This is a genomic window from Actinoplanes flavus (assembly GCF_017592555.1).
Taxonomy (GTDB): Bacteria; Actinomycetota; Actinomycetes; order Mycobacteriales; family Micromonosporaceae; genus Actinoplanes; species Actinoplanes flavus.
Genome location: NZ_JAGFNS010000001.1, coordinates 229,709 through 248,711 on the forward strand (window position 1 = coordinate 229,709; position 19,003 = coordinate 248,711).

11 protein-coding genes are annotated in these 19,003 nt (G+C 72.3%); 3 read left to right on the top strand and 8 right to left on the bottom strand.

The annotated features are described in order from the left end of the window. Positions 1-69: 69 nt before the first annotated feature. The 6 genes from rny to J5X75_RS01120 form a co-directional block, all read right to left on the bottom strand. The gene (gene rny / locus J5X75_RS01095) at positions 70-1,794 is read right to left on the bottom strand and encodes a ribonuclease Y (RefSeq protein ID WP_208465668.1); all 1,725 of its coding nucleotides are present in this window, start codon (positions 1,792-1,794) and stop codon (positions 70-72) included. Positions 1,795-3,976: 2,182 nt separating this feature from the next. Next, the gene (locus tag J5X75_RS01100; RefSeq protein WP_208465246.1) at positions 3,977-4,705 is read right to left on the bottom strand and encodes a regulatory protein RecX; all 729 of its coding nucleotides are present in this window, start codon (positions 4,703-4,705) and stop codon (positions 3,977-3,979) included. Positions 4,706-4,719: 14 nt separating this feature from the next. Beyond that, positions 4,720-5,769, bottom strand: coding sequence for a recombinase RecA (gene recA / locus J5X75_RS01105; RefSeq protein ID WP_183216337.1), 1,050 nt, complete (start codon positions 5,767-5,769; stop codon positions 4,720-4,722). A gap of 194 nt (positions 5,770-5,963) precedes the next feature. After that, positions 5,964-6,164 (bottom strand): DUF3046 domain-containing protein, encoded by a 201-nt coding sequence (locus J5X75_RS01110; protein ID WP_208465247.1) that lies wholly within the window; start codon positions 6,162-6,164, stop codon positions 5,964-5,966. A gap of 35 nt (positions 6,165-6,199) precedes the next feature. After that, positions 6,200-6,862, bottom strand: coding sequence for a UdgX family uracil-DNA binding protein (locus J5X75_RS01115; RefSeq protein ID WP_208465249.1), 663 nt, complete (start codon positions 6,860-6,862; stop codon positions 6,200-6,202). An 86-nt stretch (positions 6,863-6,948) separates the two neighbouring features. Next, on the bottom strand, positions 6,949-8,295 hold the full coding sequence (locus J5X75_RS01120) for an aminotransferase class I/II-fold pyridoxal phosphate-dependent enzyme (RefSeq protein WP_208465250.1): 1,347 nt from the start codon (positions 8,293-8,295) through the stop codon (positions 6,949-6,951). A 59-nt stretch (positions 8,296-8,354) separates the two neighbouring features. On the opposite strand from J5X75_RS01120, the gene J5X75_RS01125 reads away from it, so the two are divergent. Continuing rightward, positions 8,355-9,593 carry a bifunctional pyridoxamine 5'-phosphate oxidase family protein/GNAT family N-acetyltransferase gene (locus tag J5X75_RS01125; RefSeq protein ID WP_208465252.1) on the top strand — a complete coding sequence of 413 codons (1,239 nt, stop codon included), beginning with the start codon at positions 8,355-8,357 and terminating at the stop codon, positions 9,591-9,593. Between the two features lie 47 nt (positions 9,594-9,640). Then, the gene (gene leuE / locus J5X75_RS01130; protein ID WP_208465253.1) at positions 9,641-10,294 is read left to right on the top strand and encodes a leucine efflux protein LeuE; all 654 of its coding nucleotides are present in this window, start codon (positions 9,641-9,643) and stop codon (positions 10,292-10,294) included. A 12-nt stretch (positions 10,295-10,306) separates the two neighbouring features. Here the strand turns inward: leuE and J5X75_RS43845 are convergent, their stop codons facing one another. Further along, positions 10,307-13,171, bottom strand: a complete 2,865-nt coding sequence (locus tag J5X75_RS43845; RefSeq protein WP_238487110.1) for a serine/threonine-protein kinase — start codon at positions 13,169-13,171, stop codon at positions 10,307-10,309. Between the two features lie 169 nt (positions 13,172-13,340). On the opposite strand from J5X75_RS43845, the gene J5X75_RS01140 reads away from it, so the two are divergent. Next, positions 13,341-17,891 (top strand): ATP-dependent helicase, encoded by a 4,551-nt coding sequence (locus tag J5X75_RS01140; RefSeq protein WP_443607006.1) that lies wholly within the window; start codon positions 13,341-13,343, stop codon positions 17,889-17,891. 135 nt (positions 17,892-18,026) lie between these two features. Here J5X75_RS01140 and J5X75_RS01145 read toward each other — a convergent pair whose 3' ends face one another. Then, complete coding sequence (locus tag J5X75_RS01145; RefSeq protein WP_208465254.1) at positions 18,027-18,956, bottom strand: LLM class F420-dependent oxidoreductase; 930 nt, start codon at positions 18,954-18,956, stop codon at positions 18,027-18,029. Between the last annotated feature and the right edge of the window lie 47 nt (positions 18,957-19,003).

The window sequence follows — 19,003 nt, forward strand, 5'->3', positions numbered from 1 at the left end:
GGGCTCGGCCGGCCGGCCGAGCCCGAAACGGTCACTCCGCAGTCGCCTTCGGGGCAAAGACCCCGGCTCCTATCTGGCCAACTCGGTCACCCGGGACTCACGGACCACGGTGACCCGGATCTGGCCCGGGTAGGTCAGCTCCTCCTCGATCTGCTTCGCCACGTCACGGGCCAGAACGGCGGCGCCGATGTCGTCGATGTCGTCCGGCCGCACCATCACCCGGATCTCGCGGCCGGCCTGCATCGCGAAGACCTTCTCCACCCCGAGCTTCCCGCCGGCGATCTCCTCGATCCGCTCCAGGCGCTTGACGTACGCCTCCAGGCTCTCCCGCCGGGCCCCCGGCCGCCCGCCCGAACAGGCGTCCGCGGCCTGCGTCAGAACCGCCTCGATGGTCTGCGGCGGCACCTCGTTGTGGTGCGCCTCGATCGCGTGGACGATGTCCTCGTGCTCGCCGTACTTGCGGGCCAGATCGGCGCCGATCAGGGCATGACTGCCCTCCACCTCGTGGGTCAGCGCCTTGCCGATGTCGTGCAGGAAAGCGGCCCGCTTCATGGTCGGCACGTCCAGGCCCATCTCGGCGGCCATGATCCCGGCGATGTGCGCCGTCTCCACCAGATGCTTCAGCACGTTCTGGCCGTAACTCGTCCGGTACCGCAGCCGGCCCAGCAGCTTCGCCAGCTCCGGATGGATGTTCGTGATCCCGACATCGACCAGAGCCTCCTCGGCCGCCCGGTCGCAGAGCCGCTCCACCTCGTTCTTCGCGCTGTCGAAGACCTCCTCGATCCGGTGCGGATGGATCCGGCCGTCCAGGACCAGCTTCTCCAGCGTCAGGCGGCCCACCTCACGGCGTACCGGATCGAAGCAGGAGAGAAGGACCGCCTCGGGCGTGTCATCGATGATCAGGTTGACGCCGGTCGTCGACTCGAACGCCCGGATGTTGCGGCCCTCACGGCCGATGATCCGGCCCTTCATCTCGTCGCTCGGCAGATGCAGCACGCTGACCACACTCTCCGCGGTCTGCTCGCTGGCGATCCGCTGGATCGCGTCGACCACGATGTGCCGGGCCCGGGTGTCCGCAGTGTTCTTCGCCTCGGTCTCGATGTCCCGGATCAGGATCGCCGCCTCGCGCTTCGCCTGCCCCTCGATCGCCTCGATCAGCTCGGTCCGGGCCGCCTCGGCGGTCAGCCCGGCGATCCGCTCCAGCTCCCGGCGCCGGACATCCTCGGCCTTCGTCAGGTCGGCCTCCCGCGTGGTGAGAGCCGCCTCCCGCGCCGACAGATCCGTCTCCAGCGTGGCCAGGCGGCGCTCCCGCTCGACGAGGCGCTCCACCTCCTCGCCGTGCAGCCGCTCCCGCTCGTCGATCCGGGCGGCCCGGCGCTCCACCTCGGCCGCCTGCTCCTTCACCGTGGCGTTGAGCAGCGCGATCTCCCGCTCCCCGGACCGGCGGGCGGCGGCACGCACCTGCTCCGCGTCGGCCTCGGCCTGACGGTGGGCGTGCTCCAGGATGGTGTCGGCCTCGCTGTGCGCGGTCTCCAGAACCCGGCGGGCCTCGGCCCGGGCGGCGCTCGCCTCGGCCTTCGCGGCGGCGGCCTCGGCACGCACCGACGCGGCCTTGGCGTTGGCGTCCTCCACCTTCGCCCGGGCGTCACCGACCGCCTGCTCCTGCCGCTCCTGGGCGTCCTGCCGGTCGGCGCGCAGCTGGCGCAGCGCCCGTGCCCCGAGGACCAGCCCCGCTATCACCGCTACGGCGATCACGATGATGGCAACCACCAGCACCCAGTCCAGCGGGGTCATCATCTCGCCGCGTCTCCCTTCGCCGCCGGCGCGGTGCACACGCGCGGGCCTCTCTGCGGGATGCCCGACCAAGGCAGCAGATCGCGGGCGGCACCGGCCCCCGGGTACACGCGCTCCGCCGTTCGGCCACCCCGGCTTCCAGTCTCCGTCCGACGCCGGCGATCCGCCGGGCACCGGGTGCGGCTCACCGCGCCGGGACTCGGCCGCCCTCGCCGGATCACCGGGTCGGGTGGCGCCGTTCCGGGCCTCGGTCGCGGGCTCGGGCTGTGGTGTCCGGTCGCCTCTCCGGTTACCCCGGAGTCGCCCGGGTTACCGCGGAGCCTTCGGTTCCCTGGAGCCTGCCGGCCCGCAACCTTCCGGCACCTGAGGCTTTCCGGCCTGCCCAGAGCTTCCGGTCGTCCGCAGCCATTCAGCTACCCGGAGCCTTCGACCCGCCCGCAGCCATTCAGCTACCCGAAGCCTTCGACCCGCCCGCAGCCATTCAGCTACCCGCAGCCTGCCGGTCCGACCGGTACCTGGGCCCTGGTCACCCGGTTGCCCGTGGTCTTCGCGGAACTTCGGTTGCTTGAGCCTGCCGGTCGCCCGAAGCCTGCCGGTGCCCGTAGCCCTTCCGGTCGCGCACGCGGATCGCCTTTGGGAGCCGCGGCATCGTGGTCGCCGCGAAGCGATCCAGCCGCTGCCCCGGCCGGCCCGGCCCGGTGCTCGAACGTCCCGGCGACCTCGGAGTCCGTAACGACTCGGTCCTTCAACCGAGTCGCGCCGGAATCCGCCGCCGCCTGCTCGGCCGGCCCGGCCGCCGTGGGAGGACTCCTGAATCGCTTCAACCCGGCGGCTGCCGCCGCCTGATCGCCTCGATTCCGTCGTTTCGCCTACCCGGGCGGCCCGGTCGCATGGGAAACCGGTCGAAGCGACTGTGTCAGCCGAACCGTCCGGACCCCGGTCAGCGACCGGTCTTCGGACCAGTCGCTCCGCTCAAGCAGGACGACCGGTTCAGAGCCGGAACATCCGCCGGCCTGAGCCGGAGACGATGTGCCGGAATCCTCCCCTGCCGCCCGCCGTCACGGAGGGCGCTCGAGCTCCTCGGCCGGGGAAGCGCTGCCCGATGATGACCATGAGGACATCCCGTCAGCGTTTCCCTGCGTAGCCTCGCCACCGCGGTCGCCACGCCAACCGGGAACATCGTCACCGTCCGTGGGATACGACAATGTCTCGAGCGATCTTCCTCGCCCGAGACCCCGTCTGATGATCCTCCGGCCGGCTCAGGTGCCCCCTGTCGGCGAGCCGCCCGTCAGCCGCTCGAATCAGAGTGTGTGGAGTTGTGGGGTTGACCGCCGGTATGTCGCGCCATCAGCCGCGCGGTCAGCGGCCGATGGAGGCACCTCACGAGCGTCGGACCGCCCAAGTGATGCCGTAATGTGATGCGATCTATGTTGTGCCTGTTGCATGAGATGGTCGAACAAACCTTGTGTAACGCGAGGCTAGGTCGCGAGCACCGCTTCGGTCAAGGACTCATGATTCGGCAGCGGATGGGACGTAGGGCACAGACCCGCTTACGCCCAGCTCACGAACCCACAGGACATTTCCGGCGTACCATGCGATCACGCCACAGTGATGAAGAGCCGCTCCAGACTTCAACCATTATCACCACCGCCGCCAGCACTCTCACCATGCGACACGGAGCGTGATAGTGAGGCGCGGTAACGGAGCGTATCAGCCGCCCCGGCCCCGAGGCCGTTGCGTGATATCGCACCGAAGGGACACCAGCGGAGCATTCCTCACATGAGGATCATATCGGTGAAATCCCTGGTCCCGGCGCCAACACCGGTCTCGAGCGCCGACTCGCATCAGCGAAAGTTTCGGCCACCGCCGCGACGACTGACGGAAACCCGCCACCGACCCTTCGAGGCTGGCAACACTTTCCCGCGGATCCCTGTCACAGCGAGGAACGGCCCCACAGCAACGCCGGGCGCGCACCGAAGTCGTCCGGTTTCCCGGCCACGACCACGCCCAGGCGATCATGATCCACGCAGTCATGCCCCGCCGACTCGCCACGCGGACAAGAAGTGTGCAAACCCACCCCGCCGCGCGGCCACCGGGCAGGGAGCGGCCCACCGCCCGACGCGAGCCATAGGCATGCGAACCCCGCCGCGCCGCGTGGCGACCGGGCCGTGGCCGCGCGTCGTCAGAGGCCGGTGGCCTCGTCCTCGAGCGCATCCGGGTCGATCGCGTCGGCGAATTCGGCGGCCTCCGCGTCGCGGGCGGCCAGCGCGTCCTTGACGGCGCGGATGGCGATGCCGGCCGGATATCCCTTTCGGGCGAGCATCGCGACCAGCCGCCGGAAGACCGCCTCCGGGGCACCTGTCGCCGAACGGAGCTTGCGATCGACCAGCGCCCGGGCGGCGGCCGCCTCCGCCTCGTCGTCGACCGCCTCCAGCGCTTCGGAGGCCACCTCGGCGTCGACCCCGCGCTGGCGCAGCTCATTGGCCAGCGCCCGTCGGGCCAGCCCTCTCCCGTGATGACGGCTGGAGACCCACGCCCGGGCGAAGGCCGCGTCGTCGATGATGCCGACCTCGTCGTACCGGTCGAGGACCTCGGCGATCACCTCTTCGGAGATCTCCTTGCGGACCAGCGCCTTCGCCAGCTCGGCTCGGGTCCGTGGGCGCACCGCGAGCTGGCGAAGACAGATCTCCCGGGCGAGCTCGGACTCGCTGCGCGGCGGCTCCGGCCGCTCCCGCCCGTTTCCACCCGCGTGGTCATCCGGCATGCCGGATCCGGCCGGGCGCCGGCGGGCGCCACGACCACCGGCACGGCGGGTCGCACCCGCCTCTCCGTCCTCCGGCATGCCGGAGGCGGCCCGGGGCGGGATGGCATCCCACCCTCGCCCGGACCGTGCACCGCGCCGTCCAGCCATCGCCGGTTACCGGATCAGAAGTCGACCGGCGGCAGCTCGGGGCCACCGGCGGCATCGGCACCGGCCTGCCCGACGCCGAGCTTCTCCAGGATCTTCTTCTCGATCTCGGCGGCGACGTCGGGGTTCTCCCTCAGGAACTCCCGCGCCTTCTCCTTGCCCTGGCCGAGCTGGTCGCCGTCGTACGTGTACCAGGCGCCCGACTTCCGGATGATGCTCTGCTCGACACCGACGTCGATGAGCGAACCCTCCCGGGAGATGCCCTTGCCATACATGATGTCGAACTCGGCCTGCTTGAACGGCGCGGCCACCTTGTTCTTGACGACCTTGACCCGGGTGCGGTTGCCGACGACGTCGGTGCCGTCCTTCAGGCTCTCGATGCGCCGGACGTCGAGCCGGACCGAAGCGTAGAACTTGAGAGCCCGGCCACCGGTCGTCGTCTCGGGCGAGCCGAACATGACGCCGATCTTCTCGCGCAGCTGGTTGATGAAGATCGCGGTGGTGCCCGAGTTGTTGAGAATACCGGTGATCTTCCGAAGGGCCTGGCTCATGAGACGGGCCTGCAGACCGACATGGCTGTCACCCATCTCACCCTCGATCTCGGCACGCGGCACGAGGGCGGCCACCGAGTCGATGACGATGATGTCGAGAGCACCCGAACGGATCAGCATGTCCGCGATCTCGAGGGCCTGCTCACCGGTGTCCGGCTGGGAGACGAGAAGGGCATCGGTGTCGACACCGAGGGCCCGCGCGTACTCCGGGTCGAGGGCGTGCTCGGCGTCGATGAACGCCGCGATACCGCCGGCCTTCTGCGCGTTCGCCACCGCGTGCAGGGCGACCGTGGTCTTACCGCTGGACTCCGGCCCGTAGATCTCGATGACCCGGCCACGCGGCAGGCCACCGACGCCCAGCGCCACATCCAGCGCGATGGAGCTGGTCGGGATGACGGCGGTCTGCACGACCGGCCGCTCCCCGAGCCTCATCACCGAGCCCTTGCCGAACTGCTTGTCGATCTGCGCCAGCGCCAGCTCGAGCGCTTTCTCACGATCAGGTGTTCCTGCCGCCATTCCCGCCACCCCTGTATTCGATTTCGCGTTCTTCGCCGACGAGCTTTTGTTCACCACGGTCGACACGGTAGGCGGTGGGTATGACAAAAATCCTCCGCCCTGTCGTGTGCTGTGGATGACCGAGCCGCTGTGGACAATAGCCGAACACCTGTACGAGGATCGAGAGAACCGCCGAACAGACGTACGAAAGCAGCTCAGCGTAGCCGCGCGGGCACCCGATCGGGGTACGCGGCGACCACCGCGCGCCAGATGGTAGCCGTTTCGACACCCTGAGCGATGGCCGTGTCGATGGTCCGGCCGCCCAGCTCCGTGAAGGCGTGATCCGCCGCGATGCTGTGGGCGTAGGCGGACCCGAAACTCTGCTCCAGGCGTTCCCAGAAATCTGTCAGGCGCACCGTGAAAGGTTACCCACGAACGGGCCGCCGACCCGTCAGGCGACCGCCGCGGCCGCGACCCGGAGGTCGTCGACCAGTCCCCGGTACGCCGTCTCGCGATCATCCGCACGCAGCACCGCCGAGGGGTGGATCGTGGCCAGCGCCTGGATCTCGGCCACCGGGAAGTCCTCGGGGTGCTGGGCCGACGCCGGCCATGGCATCAGCTGCCCACGTGACCGGGTCACCCGGAACGACGGGCCGAGCAGCGCCTTGCCCGCGGTGGCGCCCAGGATGACCACGAGCTCCGGCTTGAGCAGCGCGAACTCCGAGACCAGCCACGGACGGCAGGCGGTGATGTGGGCGGGCCCCGGGTTCTGGTGGATCCGCCGGGTGCCGCGCGGCTCGAACCTGAAGTGCTTCACCGCATTCGTGATGTAGAGATCGGCCGGGTCGATGCCGGCGTCGTCGACCGCCTCCCGCAGCAGCCGGCCCGCCGGCCCCACGAACGGCAGCCCCTGCCGGTCCTCGATGTCGCCGGGCTGCTCGCCGACGAAGACGATCTTCGCGTGCGGCGCCCCGCGCCCGAACACGGTCTGGGTCGCGTTCTGGTGGAGCTCGCAGCCCTGACAGTCCGCCGCGGCCGACTTCAGCTCGTCGATGCTCCGGGGGTGCGGCGGCACCCATCGCTGCGCGCCGACCGGCGCCTCCGTCCATGGCATTGCACCGTTCTACCCGCAGCCACCGACAAAATTCCCACCGCCCCGACCCGTCCGGATGACGGCACTCCCCCTTCCCGCGCCAGACCTCACCTCATCGGCGGAACCACGCCCGCCGGGTTGACCGCGGCCGCCACCGCTCCGGCCAGGTCGGTCGCCTCCGCCGGCTCGAGTGTGCTGATCGTGATGCGGATCCCCGGTGGGGAGCCCATCCGGAAGAGGGCGCCGGGCGCCACCGCGTACCCCCGATCGCGGAGCGCCGCGACCGCCCGGGTCTCGTCGGGCACCGGAACCCAGACGTTGATACCGGTCTCGCCGAAGGCCTCGACGCCCTCCGCCCGGAGCGCCGCCCGGAGTGAGCGGCGGCGTTCCGCGTACGTCCTCGCGGCGTGCGCGACCAGCTCGGTGGTCTCCTCGTCCCGCCAGAGCCGGAGCAGGAGCCGCTGCAGGACGGTCGACACCCAGCCCATGCCGATCCGCATGCGGCCGGCCACCCGGGCCGCGGTCGTCTCGTCGCCGGCGAGCACGGCGATGCGCAGGTCCGGCCCGAAGGGCTTGGAGGCGGACCGGACGAACGCCCAGGAGCCGGTCACCGGACCGATGCAGTGCGGCTGACGCTCGGCCAGCTCGGCCGCGTGGTCATCCTCGATGACGACGACGCCCGGATGGCCGGCCAGCAACTCCCGGAGCCGGGCGGCCCGCTCGGCTCCGACCGCGGCGCCGGTCGGATTCTGCGCGCGGACGGTGATCACGACGGCCCGGGCGCCCGATCGCAACGCTGCGGCCAGCGCTTCCGGGTCGGGCCCCTCGGCGTCGACCGCGAACGGCACCGCGCGCAGGCCCAGGGCGGCCACCAGGTCGATCAGGGCGGCCCACCCGGGATCCTCGACCGCGACGCCGTCGCCTGGTCGAAGGTGAGCGGTGAGAACCCGCTCGATCGAGTCGAGCGCTCCCGAGGTGACCACGATCACCGCGCCGGAGACGGGAACTCCCTCGTCCAGCAGGCGGGGCCGGGCGGCGTCGGCCAGCTCCGGCATGGTCACCGCGGACGCATACCCCTGCGGCGGGCCGGGCCGCGCCGCGAGCGCGGCGATCGCCGGAGCCAAGGGCGGCAGCAGATGCGGATCCGGCTCTCCGGTGGAGAGATCGCGCAGGCCCGGCGGAGCCGGCGTACGCAGAGCCGCTCGCGTCACCGCGACGGCCGGCCGGGAACGGACGCGGGTGCCGCGCCGCCCCTCGGTCTCGATCACGCCGCGCTGGCGCAGCTCCTGATAGGCCTTGGCCACGGTGGCCGGGCTGACGTGCAGAGAGCCGGCGAGGACCCGGACCGACGGCAGCGCCGCCCCGGCGATCCAGTCGCCCCGGACGATGCCCGCCTCGATGCTGGCCGAAATCTCGGCGGCGCTGTCACCGCTGACCTGATACTGTGCTGACACAGCAAGCAGTCTGTACTAGTACAAGGTCATTCGCAAGCGGAACAGCCGGGGAGGCCATCATGACCGACCTCTACACCCCCACTTCTCGTACGACGGCCACACGCACCCGGAAGCGGATGCACTACGAGCGCGACACGGCCCACGCCATTCTCGACGAGGCGTTCGACTGCGCGGTCGGTTTCGTGGTCGACGGTGAGCCCCGGGTGCTGCCCAACCTGCACGTCCGCCTCGGGGACACCCTCTACCTGCACGGCTCCACCGGCTCGCGGATCGGCCTGGCGGCCCGTGGCGACGGCGTCCCGGTGTGCGTGACCGTGACCCTGCTGGACGCGCTGGTCTACGCCCGGTCGCAGTTCAACCACAGCGCCAACTACCGTTCCGTGGTCGCTCTCGGGACCGCCCGGCCGGTCACCGACGACGCCGAGAAGCTGCGTGTGCTGTCCGCCCTGGCCGACAAGGTCGGTGACGGCCGCTCCCGGGACAGTCGGCCACCCACCCGCCAGGAGCTCGCTCAGACGACCGTGCTGGCGCTCCCGCTCGTCGAGGTGTCGGTGCGGATCCGGGCCGCCGGCGCCGTGGACGACCCGGAGGACCTGGACCTGCCGCACTGGGCGGGGATCCTGCCGCTGCGGACGGTGGCCGGTCCTCCGGTGACGGAGCCGGGCGTCGCGGCCGCCCCGCCGGCGTATCTTCCGGGTTCCCCGTCGGAGTGGCAGACCCCGGTCGTGCTGGAGGGCCGGCACGTGCGGCTCGAGCCCCTCACGCCCGGCCATGTGGAGCGCCTGTTCGAGGCGCTGGACGACGAGGAGGTCTGGCGGCACATCCCCTTCCCCCGGCCGCGCACGGCGGAGGATCTGGCCGAGGATGTCGCGGGTGTGCTGCGCGGCCAGTGGCTGGGCCAGCGTTCCGGTTGGGCGCAGGTCGACCCGGCCACGGGCGCGGTGATGGGCATGACGACCTACCACGACATCGACACGAATCTGCGGGCCCTCGGCATCGGTCACACCATGCTCGGACGGAAGTGGTGGCGGACCGGGGTCAACACCGAGGCGAAGCTGCTGCTGCTGGAGCGGGCGTTCGACGTGCTCGGCGCCGAACGCGTGTTCTGGTATACGGACGTTCGCAACGAGCGGTCCCAGCAGGCGATCGCACGGCTGGGCGCCAGCCGTGACGGGGTGATCCGTCGTCAGCGCAAGCGGCCCGACGGCAGCTGGCGGGACACCGTGCTGTTCGCCATGACGGTGGACGAGTGGCCGGCCGCGGCCCGGCGCCTCAGGGACCGGCTGGCCGGCGGATGAGTCCCATCAGCGATACTCCGGAGCGCTCCGGCGAGAAAGGTTGACCGATGCTCGGCATCACTGATTTCTGGACGTACGTGCTGGGCGTGGTGGCCATCATCCTCCTGCCCGGCCCGAACTCGATCTTCGTGCTCTCGGTGGGAGCCCAGCGCGGCGTCCGCGCCGGCTACCAGGCCGCGTGTGGCGTGTTCCTGGGCGACGCGGTGCTCATGATCCTCTCGGCGACCGGCGTCGCCTCCCTGATCGCCGCCTACCCGGCCCTGTTCCTCGTGCTGAAGTACGCGGGAGCGGCGTACCTGTCCTGGGTCGGCCTCAACATCATCCGCAGCGCCTGGCGGCGGTGGCGCGACCGTGCCGTGCCGGCCCCCGCACCGACCGGCGAGCCACCGGCCGGGATGCAGCGGCCGTTCCGGCGGGCCGCCGTGATCAGCCTGCTCAACCCCAAGGCGATCCTGTTCTTCGTGTCGTTCTTCATCCAGTTCGTTCAGCCCGGCTATCCGCATCCGGAGCTGTCGTTCCTGGTTCTCGGCACGGTCGTGCAGTTCTTCAGCGCGCTCTACCTGTCCGCCCTGATCTTCGGGGGCCGCTACCTCGCCGGGCAGTTCCGGGAACGACGGCGGCTGGCCACCGGAGCGACCACCGCGGTGGGCACGCTGTTCGTGGGATTCGGGATCAAACTCGCCACGGCCAGCGTGGGCTGAGACGCCCCACGATCAGGAAGGGCTCGGGGCCGGACGGCGGGTGGCGCCCGCCGCGTAGAAGGTGCCGCGGACCATCTGGAGCTTGCCGAGGTCCGCGGTCCACGTCTTCTCCGCGGTGGTCCAGCCCAGCGCGAAGGCCCGACCGTCGACCACGAACCATCGGACGATGGCGTGCCGGGCGGCGCCGTCCCGGGTTCGGTAGCGGTACTCCCAATCGGCAGCCCGGTGCAGCAGGGCCACCGCTTCGATCCGCACTCTCGTGTAGCCGGGCAGCCCACCCGGTCCGGCCAGGCGGGCCTCCTCGGCCTGTAACGCCTGGACCGGGTCGGCGGCGGGGTCTCGGCCGGTGTCGAGGCTCAGCACCCTGGAGTTCCGGGAGTTCCGGAAACAGTAGGTCGTACCGATTCGCTGGTAGGTCCAGTCGTCGGGGACGGCGACGTGAAAGCCGGATCCGTCGGTGAAGTAGGACCAGCCGGAGGGCAGGGTCCATCCGTTGACGCCTCGGGTCGCGCCCTTCCGCGGAGTCGCCGGGAGGCCCGTCGGCGGTGACGCGTCACAGGGGGCGGAGGCGAAGGCTCCCCGCTGTGGCGAACTCGCCGCCGTGGAAGGGACCACGGTGGCCGGCTCGGAGTCAGCCGGTGAGCCGCCGGGCTCGGGCGAGGAGACCTGGGGAGGCTGGGAGCTCCGAGGAACCGGCGAGACCGGGGAGATCGGAACTTCGGCGGGCGGCACCGGGACGGTGGGTAACGGCGTGGTCGTCACCAGCGACTCCGTCATGGACGAGGGGGACGGGAGGAAGACCTGGGGGCGGGGATCATCGCGGTCGGCCACGTAACCCGCGAACACACTGCCGCCGAGCGCCAGCATGACGAGAGCGGTGACGGTGATCCGGGTCCGCTTCACCCGTACCGATCGGGTGGGTTTCGGGTTTGACGTCCGGCTCGTCGTGTCGCCCGAGGCCGCGCGGACGACGGCCGTGCCGGCGGCGGGCGGGAGCCGGGAGGTCTTCGGCTCCGCCGGCTCGGACGGCGGTGGGTCCGTGGCCTGACGGTTGACCGGTTCGCCGGCGGGACGTTCGCCCGGGATGCGCACCCCGGCGTCCGGCGGACCGGACGGCGCTGTCGGCTGCCAGAGCTCCAGTTTCGTGCCTGTCATGCCGGATGCGGGACCGTCGTCCCGGCCCGCCTCCGGAGCGTGCGCGGTCGTTCCCGGCCTGCCCGTGGCCGCCGCGGGAGGATCTGACCCCGGGGACGGGCCGGCCGCCCGGGACGGGCCCGGCTCAGGGGCCACCGCGCGAGACGACGCCGAGGACGGCTCGTCGCGGGAAAGGGGCGGATCATCCGGACCGGGCGCGCGGCCCGGCGATCCGGAAGGGTTCCCCACGATGAGATCAGACCGGGCACCTGACACAACCGCGGCCTCGGCCGGGCCTTCGGTCGACGGGCCGATCCCTGAGGGCTCGGCGTTCGGTTCCGCTGGAGCCGGTGTCGCGGGACGCGGCGCGTCGTCCTGACGGGTGCCGGGAGTGCGCGGCACATCGCGAACATCCTCCGCCGACGGGGGCGGATGTCCTCTGCCCGCCGAGGGACCCGGCACCGGCCCGGCCCGGTAGGTGGCGGATGGCCCAGGACCCCCGGCGGCGGACCCACCGGCGGCCCGCGGAACCGCGGTGGGTGGGCTCGGCGAAGACGGCTCGGATGTCCGCTTCACCACAACCTGCGGTGACGGCCCGACTGGCGGCCTCCCCGCGCCGCCCGTCGACGGCTCACCGCCGGTGGGCGGGACCGGGGCGGCGCCTGCGGCTCTCCGCACCGGATCGACCGAGGGGCTCGGCCGGCTGTGCGTCCCCGTCTCCGGCGCGGCCGAGGGGCTCGGCCGGCTGTGCGTCCCCGTCTCCGGCGCGGCGGCCGCCGGAGACGCGGGTGGAGGCGAGAGTCCGGCCACCGAGGCCGTCCCCCGGTGCGGCCGCGCCGGAGCCCCGGCCGCGTGCGGGGATCCCGTCTCGCGGGCCCGCCGGCCGTCACGCTGCCCGGGCAGGAACGGGATCTTCTCCGACGGGTCCTCGAACACGATCATGCGCAGCCGCCGCTCGACCTCCGGAACCGTCAGGCGGGTGGCCGGCTCGTATCGGAGGAGGCCGTCGAGCACCGAGGCCAGCGGGCCGGCCCGGACCGGCGGATCCGGCGGTTCCGTGGCGAGCGCCGCGAGGGTCGCCATCGCGGTCTCACGGGCGTAAGGTGACCGCCCTTCGACGGCCGCGTACAGGGTCGCGCCCAGTGACCACAGATCCGATTCGACGGTGGAGGCGCCGTCGCGCGCCCGTTCCGGCGACACGTACTGGGGCGAACCCACGATCAGGCCGGGGGCGGTCACGGACCCGTCGTCGACGAAGGTCGCGAGACCGAAATCGGTCAACACGACCCGTCCGTCAGTCCCGATGAGTACGTTGTGCGGTTTCACGTCGCGGTGCAGCACCCCGGCCCGGTGCGCCGCGGCGAGGGCGTCCAGGACGGCCAGGCCGATCCGCGCGGCGGCCGCCGGCTGGTACGGCCCTTCCTCGTGAAGCACCTGTTGGAGCGACCGGGACTGGACGTACTCCATGACGATCCAGGACAGCCCTTCGGCGTGCACGACGTCGTAGATCCGGACCACGTGGGGGTGGTTGAGCCGCGCCGCGCTCCGCGCCTCACGCAGGGTCCGAGCACGCAGACGATCCTGTTCGGCACCGGTCATCCAGTCCGGCGGAACGATCTCCTTGACGGCTACCTCGCGGTGGAGCATCTCGTCCCGGGCCAGCCAGACCCGCCCCATGCCACCGGCGCCGACCGGCTCCAGGAGACGGTACCGGCCGGCGACAAGCATCTGCCTGACCGCCATCGGCACCCACCCATCAAGTCGGGTATCAGGATAATCAGCCACAGACCGCCCAAGGAACGACGATCACCCGGCCCCCGCGTGCGGTTTCCACGGGAACGAGACGCCTCGAAACGCGCCCGGTGCCTCGGCGGACGGTTTTCTGTCGTACCCCCGGGGCAGGATGTGAGGCGTGCGAGAGGTGCTGGAAAGGTTCGGTCCGTCCACCCGGGAGTGGTTCACGGCCGCCTTCGCCGCGCCCACCGCCGCTCAGGCCGGGGCGTGGCGGGCGATCGGCGCGGGGCGCAACGCCCTGGTGGTCGCGCCGACCGGGTCCGGCAAGACGTTGGCCGCCTTCCTCTGGTCGCTCGACCGGCTGGCCCGTGAGCCGGTCCCCGAGCAGCCCCGGCAGCGATGCCGGGTGCTCTATGTGAGCCCGTTGAAGGCGCTGGCCGTCGATGTCGAGCGCAACCTGCGCGCCCCGCTCACCGGGATCCGTCAGGCGGCCGGGCGGCTGGGGCTGCCGCCTCCGGAGATCACCGTCGGGATGCGGACGGGCGACACTCCGGCAGACGAGCGGCGTGGCTTCACACGAACCCCGCCGGACATCCTGATCACCACGCCCGAGTCGCTGTTCCTGCTGCTCACCTCGGCGGCACGGGAGTCGCTGCGCGGCGTGCAGACGGTGATCATCGACGAGGTGCACGCGGTCGCCGCCACCAAGCGCGGCGCACATCTGGCCCTCTCCCTGGAGCGGCTGGACGCGCTTCTCGACCGCCCGGCCCAGCGGATCGGCCTGTCCGCCACGGTGCGCCCGATCGACGAGACGGCCCGGTTCCTCGGCGGCGCCCAGGATGTGGAGGTCGTCCAGCCGCGCAGCGCCAAGACGATCGAGGTGCTGGTCGAGGTCCCGGTGGAGGACATGACCCGTCTCGACGAGATGCCCGATCCGGATCCGGACGAGCCGGGCGGCAGCCGGCACACGCCGTCGATCTGGCCGGCCGTCGAGGAGCGGGTTCTCGACCTGATCGAGGCGCACCGGTCGACGATCGTGTTCACCAACTCGCGGCGCGGCTCGGAGCGGCTCTGCGCCCGGCTCAACGAGCTGGCCGCCGAGCGCGCCGATCCGGCTTCCGCACAGGCGCCTCCCGGCTCGCGGATGCCGGCGGAGATCATGGCTCAGGCCGGCGGCACGCGCGGCGCGCCACCGGTCGTCGCCCGCGCCCATCACGGCAGCGTCTCCCGTGAGGAGCGCAAACAGATCGAGGAGGCGCTCAAGTCCGGGCAGCTCCCGGCCGTGGTCGCGACATCCAGCCTGGAGCTGGGCATCGACATGGGCGCGGTGGATCTGGTGGTGCAGATCGAGGCGCCGCCGTCGGTCGCGGCCGGCCTGCAGCGCATCGGCCGTGCCGGCCACCAGGTGGGCGCCGTCTCCCGCGGTGTGGTCTTCCCGAAACACCGCGGCGACCTGCTGTCCTGTGCGGTGGTGGCGGAGCGGATGGGCGCCGGCGCGATCGAGGAGCTGCGCTGCCCGCGCAACCCGCTCGACGTGCTCGCCCAGCAGATCGTGGCCATGGTCGCGCTCGACGAGTGGCAGGTCGACGACCTCGCCACGCTGGTGCGGCGGGCCGCGCCGTTCGCCGAGCTGCCGTCGTCGGCCCTGCACGCGGTGCTCGACATGCTCTCCGGGCGGTATCCCTCGACCGCTTTCGCCGAGCTGCGCCCCCGCCTGGTGTGGGATCGCACCACCGATCAGCTCACCGGGCGTCCCGGCGCCCAGCGCCTGGCCGTGACCAGCGGCGGCACGATCCCCGACCGGGGCACCTTCGGGGTCTTCCTGGCCGGATCGGAGCGCGCTTCCCGCGTCGGCGAGCTGGACGAGGAGATGGTGTACGAGTCTCGCGTCGGCGACGTCTTCCTGCTCGGCTCGACGTCCTGGCGGATCGAGGACATCACACCGGACCGGGTGCTCGTCTCGCCGGCGCCCGGAGCGCCCGCCCGGATGCCGTTCTGGAAGGGCGACTCCCCCGGCCGGCCGATCGAGCTGGGCCGGGCCATCGGCGCCCGGCTGCGCGCGCTGACCCGGTCCGGCGACGACAGGGCCACCACCGAGCTGCGCGACTCGGGTCTGGACGAGTGGGCGGCCGGCAACCTGATCGCGTACCTGCGCGAGCAACGTGAGGCGACCCGCCATCTGCCGGACGACCGGACCGTGGTGGTGGAGCGGTTCCGCGACGAGCTGGGTGACTGGCGGATGACCGTGCACTGTGTGCTGGGCGCCCGGGTGAACGCGCCGTGGGCACTGGCGATCGGGCGCCGGCTCAGCGAGCGGTTCGGGGTGGACGGCCAGGTGATGCCCTCCGACGACGGCATCGTGGTGCGCCTGCCGGACACCGCCGACGAGCCGCCCGGCATCGACCTGGTCGCCTTCGACCCGGAGGAGATCGCGCAGATCGTCGAGGAGTCGGTCGGCACGTCGGCGCTGTTCGCGTCCCGGTTCCGGGAGTGCGCGGCCCGGTCGCTGCTGCTGCCCCGCCGCGATCCGCGCCGCCGGCAGCCGCTCTGGCAGCAACGGCAGCGTTCCGCGCAGCTGCTCGACGTGGCCCGTGAGTTCGCCGACTTCCCGGTGACCCTGGAGGCGGCCCGCGAGTGCCTGCAGGACGTGTTCGACGTACCGGGCCTGGTCGGTCTGATGCGGGAGATCTCCGGGCGCAAGGTCCGGCTCGTCGAGGCGGAGACGGCGCGGCCGTCGCCGTTCGCCCGGTCGTTGCTCTTCGGCTACGTCGGCGCCTTCCTGTACGAGGGGGACGCCCCACTGGCCGAGCGCCGTGCCGCCGCGCTCACCCTCGACTCGACCCTGCTGGGCGAGCTGCTCGGCCGGGTCGACCTGCGGGAGCTGCTGGATCCGGAGGTGGTCGCCGAGACCGAGGCCCAGTTGCAGTGGCTGACCACCCAGCGCACCCCACGTGACGCCGAGGACGCGGCCGAGTTGCTGCGGCTCCTCGGCGACCTGGCGCCCGCCGAGCTGGCCGTGCGCGGCGTTCCGGAGGAGTGGCTGGAGCAACTGGCCGTGACCCGGCGGGCGATCCGGGTGCGGGTGGCCGGCGAGGAGCGCTGGATCGGCATCGACGACGCCGGCCGCTACCGCGACGCGCTGGGAGTGGCTTTGCCGGTCGGTGTTCCGGAGGCGTACCTGGAACCGGTGGCCGACCCGCTCGGCGATCTGGTCGCACGGTTCGCACGGACGCACGGGCCGTTCGCGGCGGCCACCTGCGCGGCCCGGTTCGGTCTCGGTGTCTTCGTCGTGGAGCAGGCGCTCAAGCGGCTCGGTGCGGCCGGCCGGGTCACCTCGGGCGAGTTCTCGCCGGGCGGCGCGGGCAGCGAGTGGTGCGACGCCGAGGTGCTCCGGATGCTGCGGCGGCGCTCGCTGGCGGCGCTGCGCCGGGAGATCGAGCCGGTCCCGCCGCGGGTGCTCGCCTCCTTCCTGCCGAGGTGGCAGCAGGTGGGCGGGTCGGGCCGGGGCGTGGACGCGCTGGCCGCCGCCATCGAGCAGGTGCAGGGCGTCGCGGTGCCGGCGTCGGCATGGGAGCGTCTGGTGTTGCCGGCCCGGGTCTCCGGCTACGCGCCACCGCTGCTGGACGAGTTGTGCGGGGCCGGTGAGGTGGTGTGGGCCGGGTCCGGTTCGATCGCCGGGGGCGACGGCTGGGTCACGCTGGCCTATGCGGAGAGCGCTCCGCTGCTGCTGCCACCACCCGATGAGGACTTCGCGGCGACCCCGCTGCATCAAGCGGTGCTCGACGCGCTCGGTGACGGGCAGGCGATGTTCTTCCGGTCCCTCGCCGACCGGGTCGGTGCGACCGACGACGCCGAGCTCTCGGCGGCGGTGTGGGATCTAGTGTGGGCGGGTCACCTGACCAACGACACGTTCGCCCCGCTGCGGGCGCTGCTCGGTGGCAGCGGAGCCCATCGGGCGAAGGCGGCGCCCGCCCGGACCAGGTATGGACGGCCGGGCCGGCCACGTCTGCCCGCCCGGGGTGGGCCGCCGAACATGGCGGGTCGCTGGTCCCGGCTGCCGGAGCGGGATCTCGACCCGACCCGGCGTGCGGCGGCCGTCGCCGACCTGCTGCTGGAGCGGCACGGCGTGGTGACCCGGGGCGCGGCCATGGCCGAGGGGGTGAGCGGCGGTTTCGCGGCGGTCTACCCGGTGCTGGCGGCGCTGGAGGAGCGCGGGGCGGCCCGGCGGGGCTATTTCGTCGAGGGCCTGGGGGCGGCCCAGTTCGCGGTGCCCGGCGCGGTGGACCGGCTACGGGCCCTGAGCGAGCCGGCCGAGCAGGACCGCCGAGCCGTCGCGTCCGCCGTGGTGCTGGCGGCCACCGATCCCGCCAATCCGTTCGGGGCGGCGCTGCCCTGGCCGGAGCGGGTCATCGACAGCGGCGACGGCGACCCGGTCGCCAAAGCCGGCCACCGCGCCGGCCGGAAAGCGGGTGCCCTGGTCGTCACGGTCGGCGGAGACCTGATCCTCTACGTCGAACGCGGCGGCCGGACCCTGCTGTCCTTCACCGACGACACGGAGGCGCTGGCCAGGGCCGCCCAGGGCTTGGCCGGCGCGGTGCGCTCCGGCGCCCTGGGCGCGCTGTCGGTGGAACGCGCCGACGGCGAGCCGGTCCACGCCTCCCCACTGCGGGATGCCTTGACCGCGGCCGGTTTCCGCGTGACCCCACGCGGCCTCCGGCTACGCGCCTGACGCCGCGAGAGGGAACGGCCGCCCAGCACGGCACGGGACGGGACGGGACGGGACGGGACGGCCAACCGTCCACCGCCGCAAGCAAGGAACGGCCGCCCGGCGCCCCGCGGCGGGCGGCCGCGAAACGCGACCGGGTCAGAGCCGCGCGGAGACCTCGGACGCCACCAGGTCGATATGATCGAGGTCGGACAGGTCCAGCACCTGCAGGAACAGGCGAGAGGCGCCCGCCTCCGCGTACCGGCCGATGGTTTCGACCGCCTCGGCGGGGGTGCCGACGATGCCGCCGTTCTCGCGCATCTCGTCGACCTCGCGGCCGATCGCGGCGGCCCGGCGGCGGACCTCGGCGTCGTCACGCCCGACGCAGAGGACCGCGGCGGCCGAGTAGGTGAGCGGCTCGGTCCGGCCGAGGGCCTCGGCGGCGGCGCGGACCCGCGCGTACTGGGCCGGGATGTCCGAGATCTTGGAGAACGGGACGTTGAACTCGGTGGCGTACCGGGCCGCCAGGTACGGGGTGCGCTTCTTGCCGTGACCGCCGACGATGACCGGCACCCGGGGTGACTGCACCGGCTTGGGCAGCGCCGGAGAACCGCTGATCTGGTAGTGCTTGCCGTCGAAGTCGTAGGCGGCGCCGGCCGGCGTCCCCCACAGCCCGGTGATGATCTCGAGCTGCTCCTCGAGCCGGTCGAAGCGTTCGCCGACCGTGGGGAAGGGGATGCCGTACGCCCGGTGTTCCGCCTCGAACCAGCCCCCACCGAGGCCGAACTCGACGCGGCCACCGCTCATCGCGTCCACCTGGGCGACCGCGATCGCCAGCGGGCCGGGCAGGCGGAAGGTGGCCGAGCTGACCAGGGTGCCGAGCCGGATGCGGGAGGTCTGTACGGCCAGGGCCGCGAGCGTGATCCACGCGTCGGTGGGACCGGGCAGACCGGGCACATCGCCCATCTTGAGGTAGTGGTCGGAGCGGAAGAACCCGTCGTATCCGCCGTCCTCGGCGGCTTTGGCGACCCGCAGGAGATCGTCGTGGGACGCGCCCTGCTGGGGTTCGGTGAAGATCACGAGACGCATAGATCAACACTGCCACGACATTCCGGCGCGCCCACCCCACTTCGGAC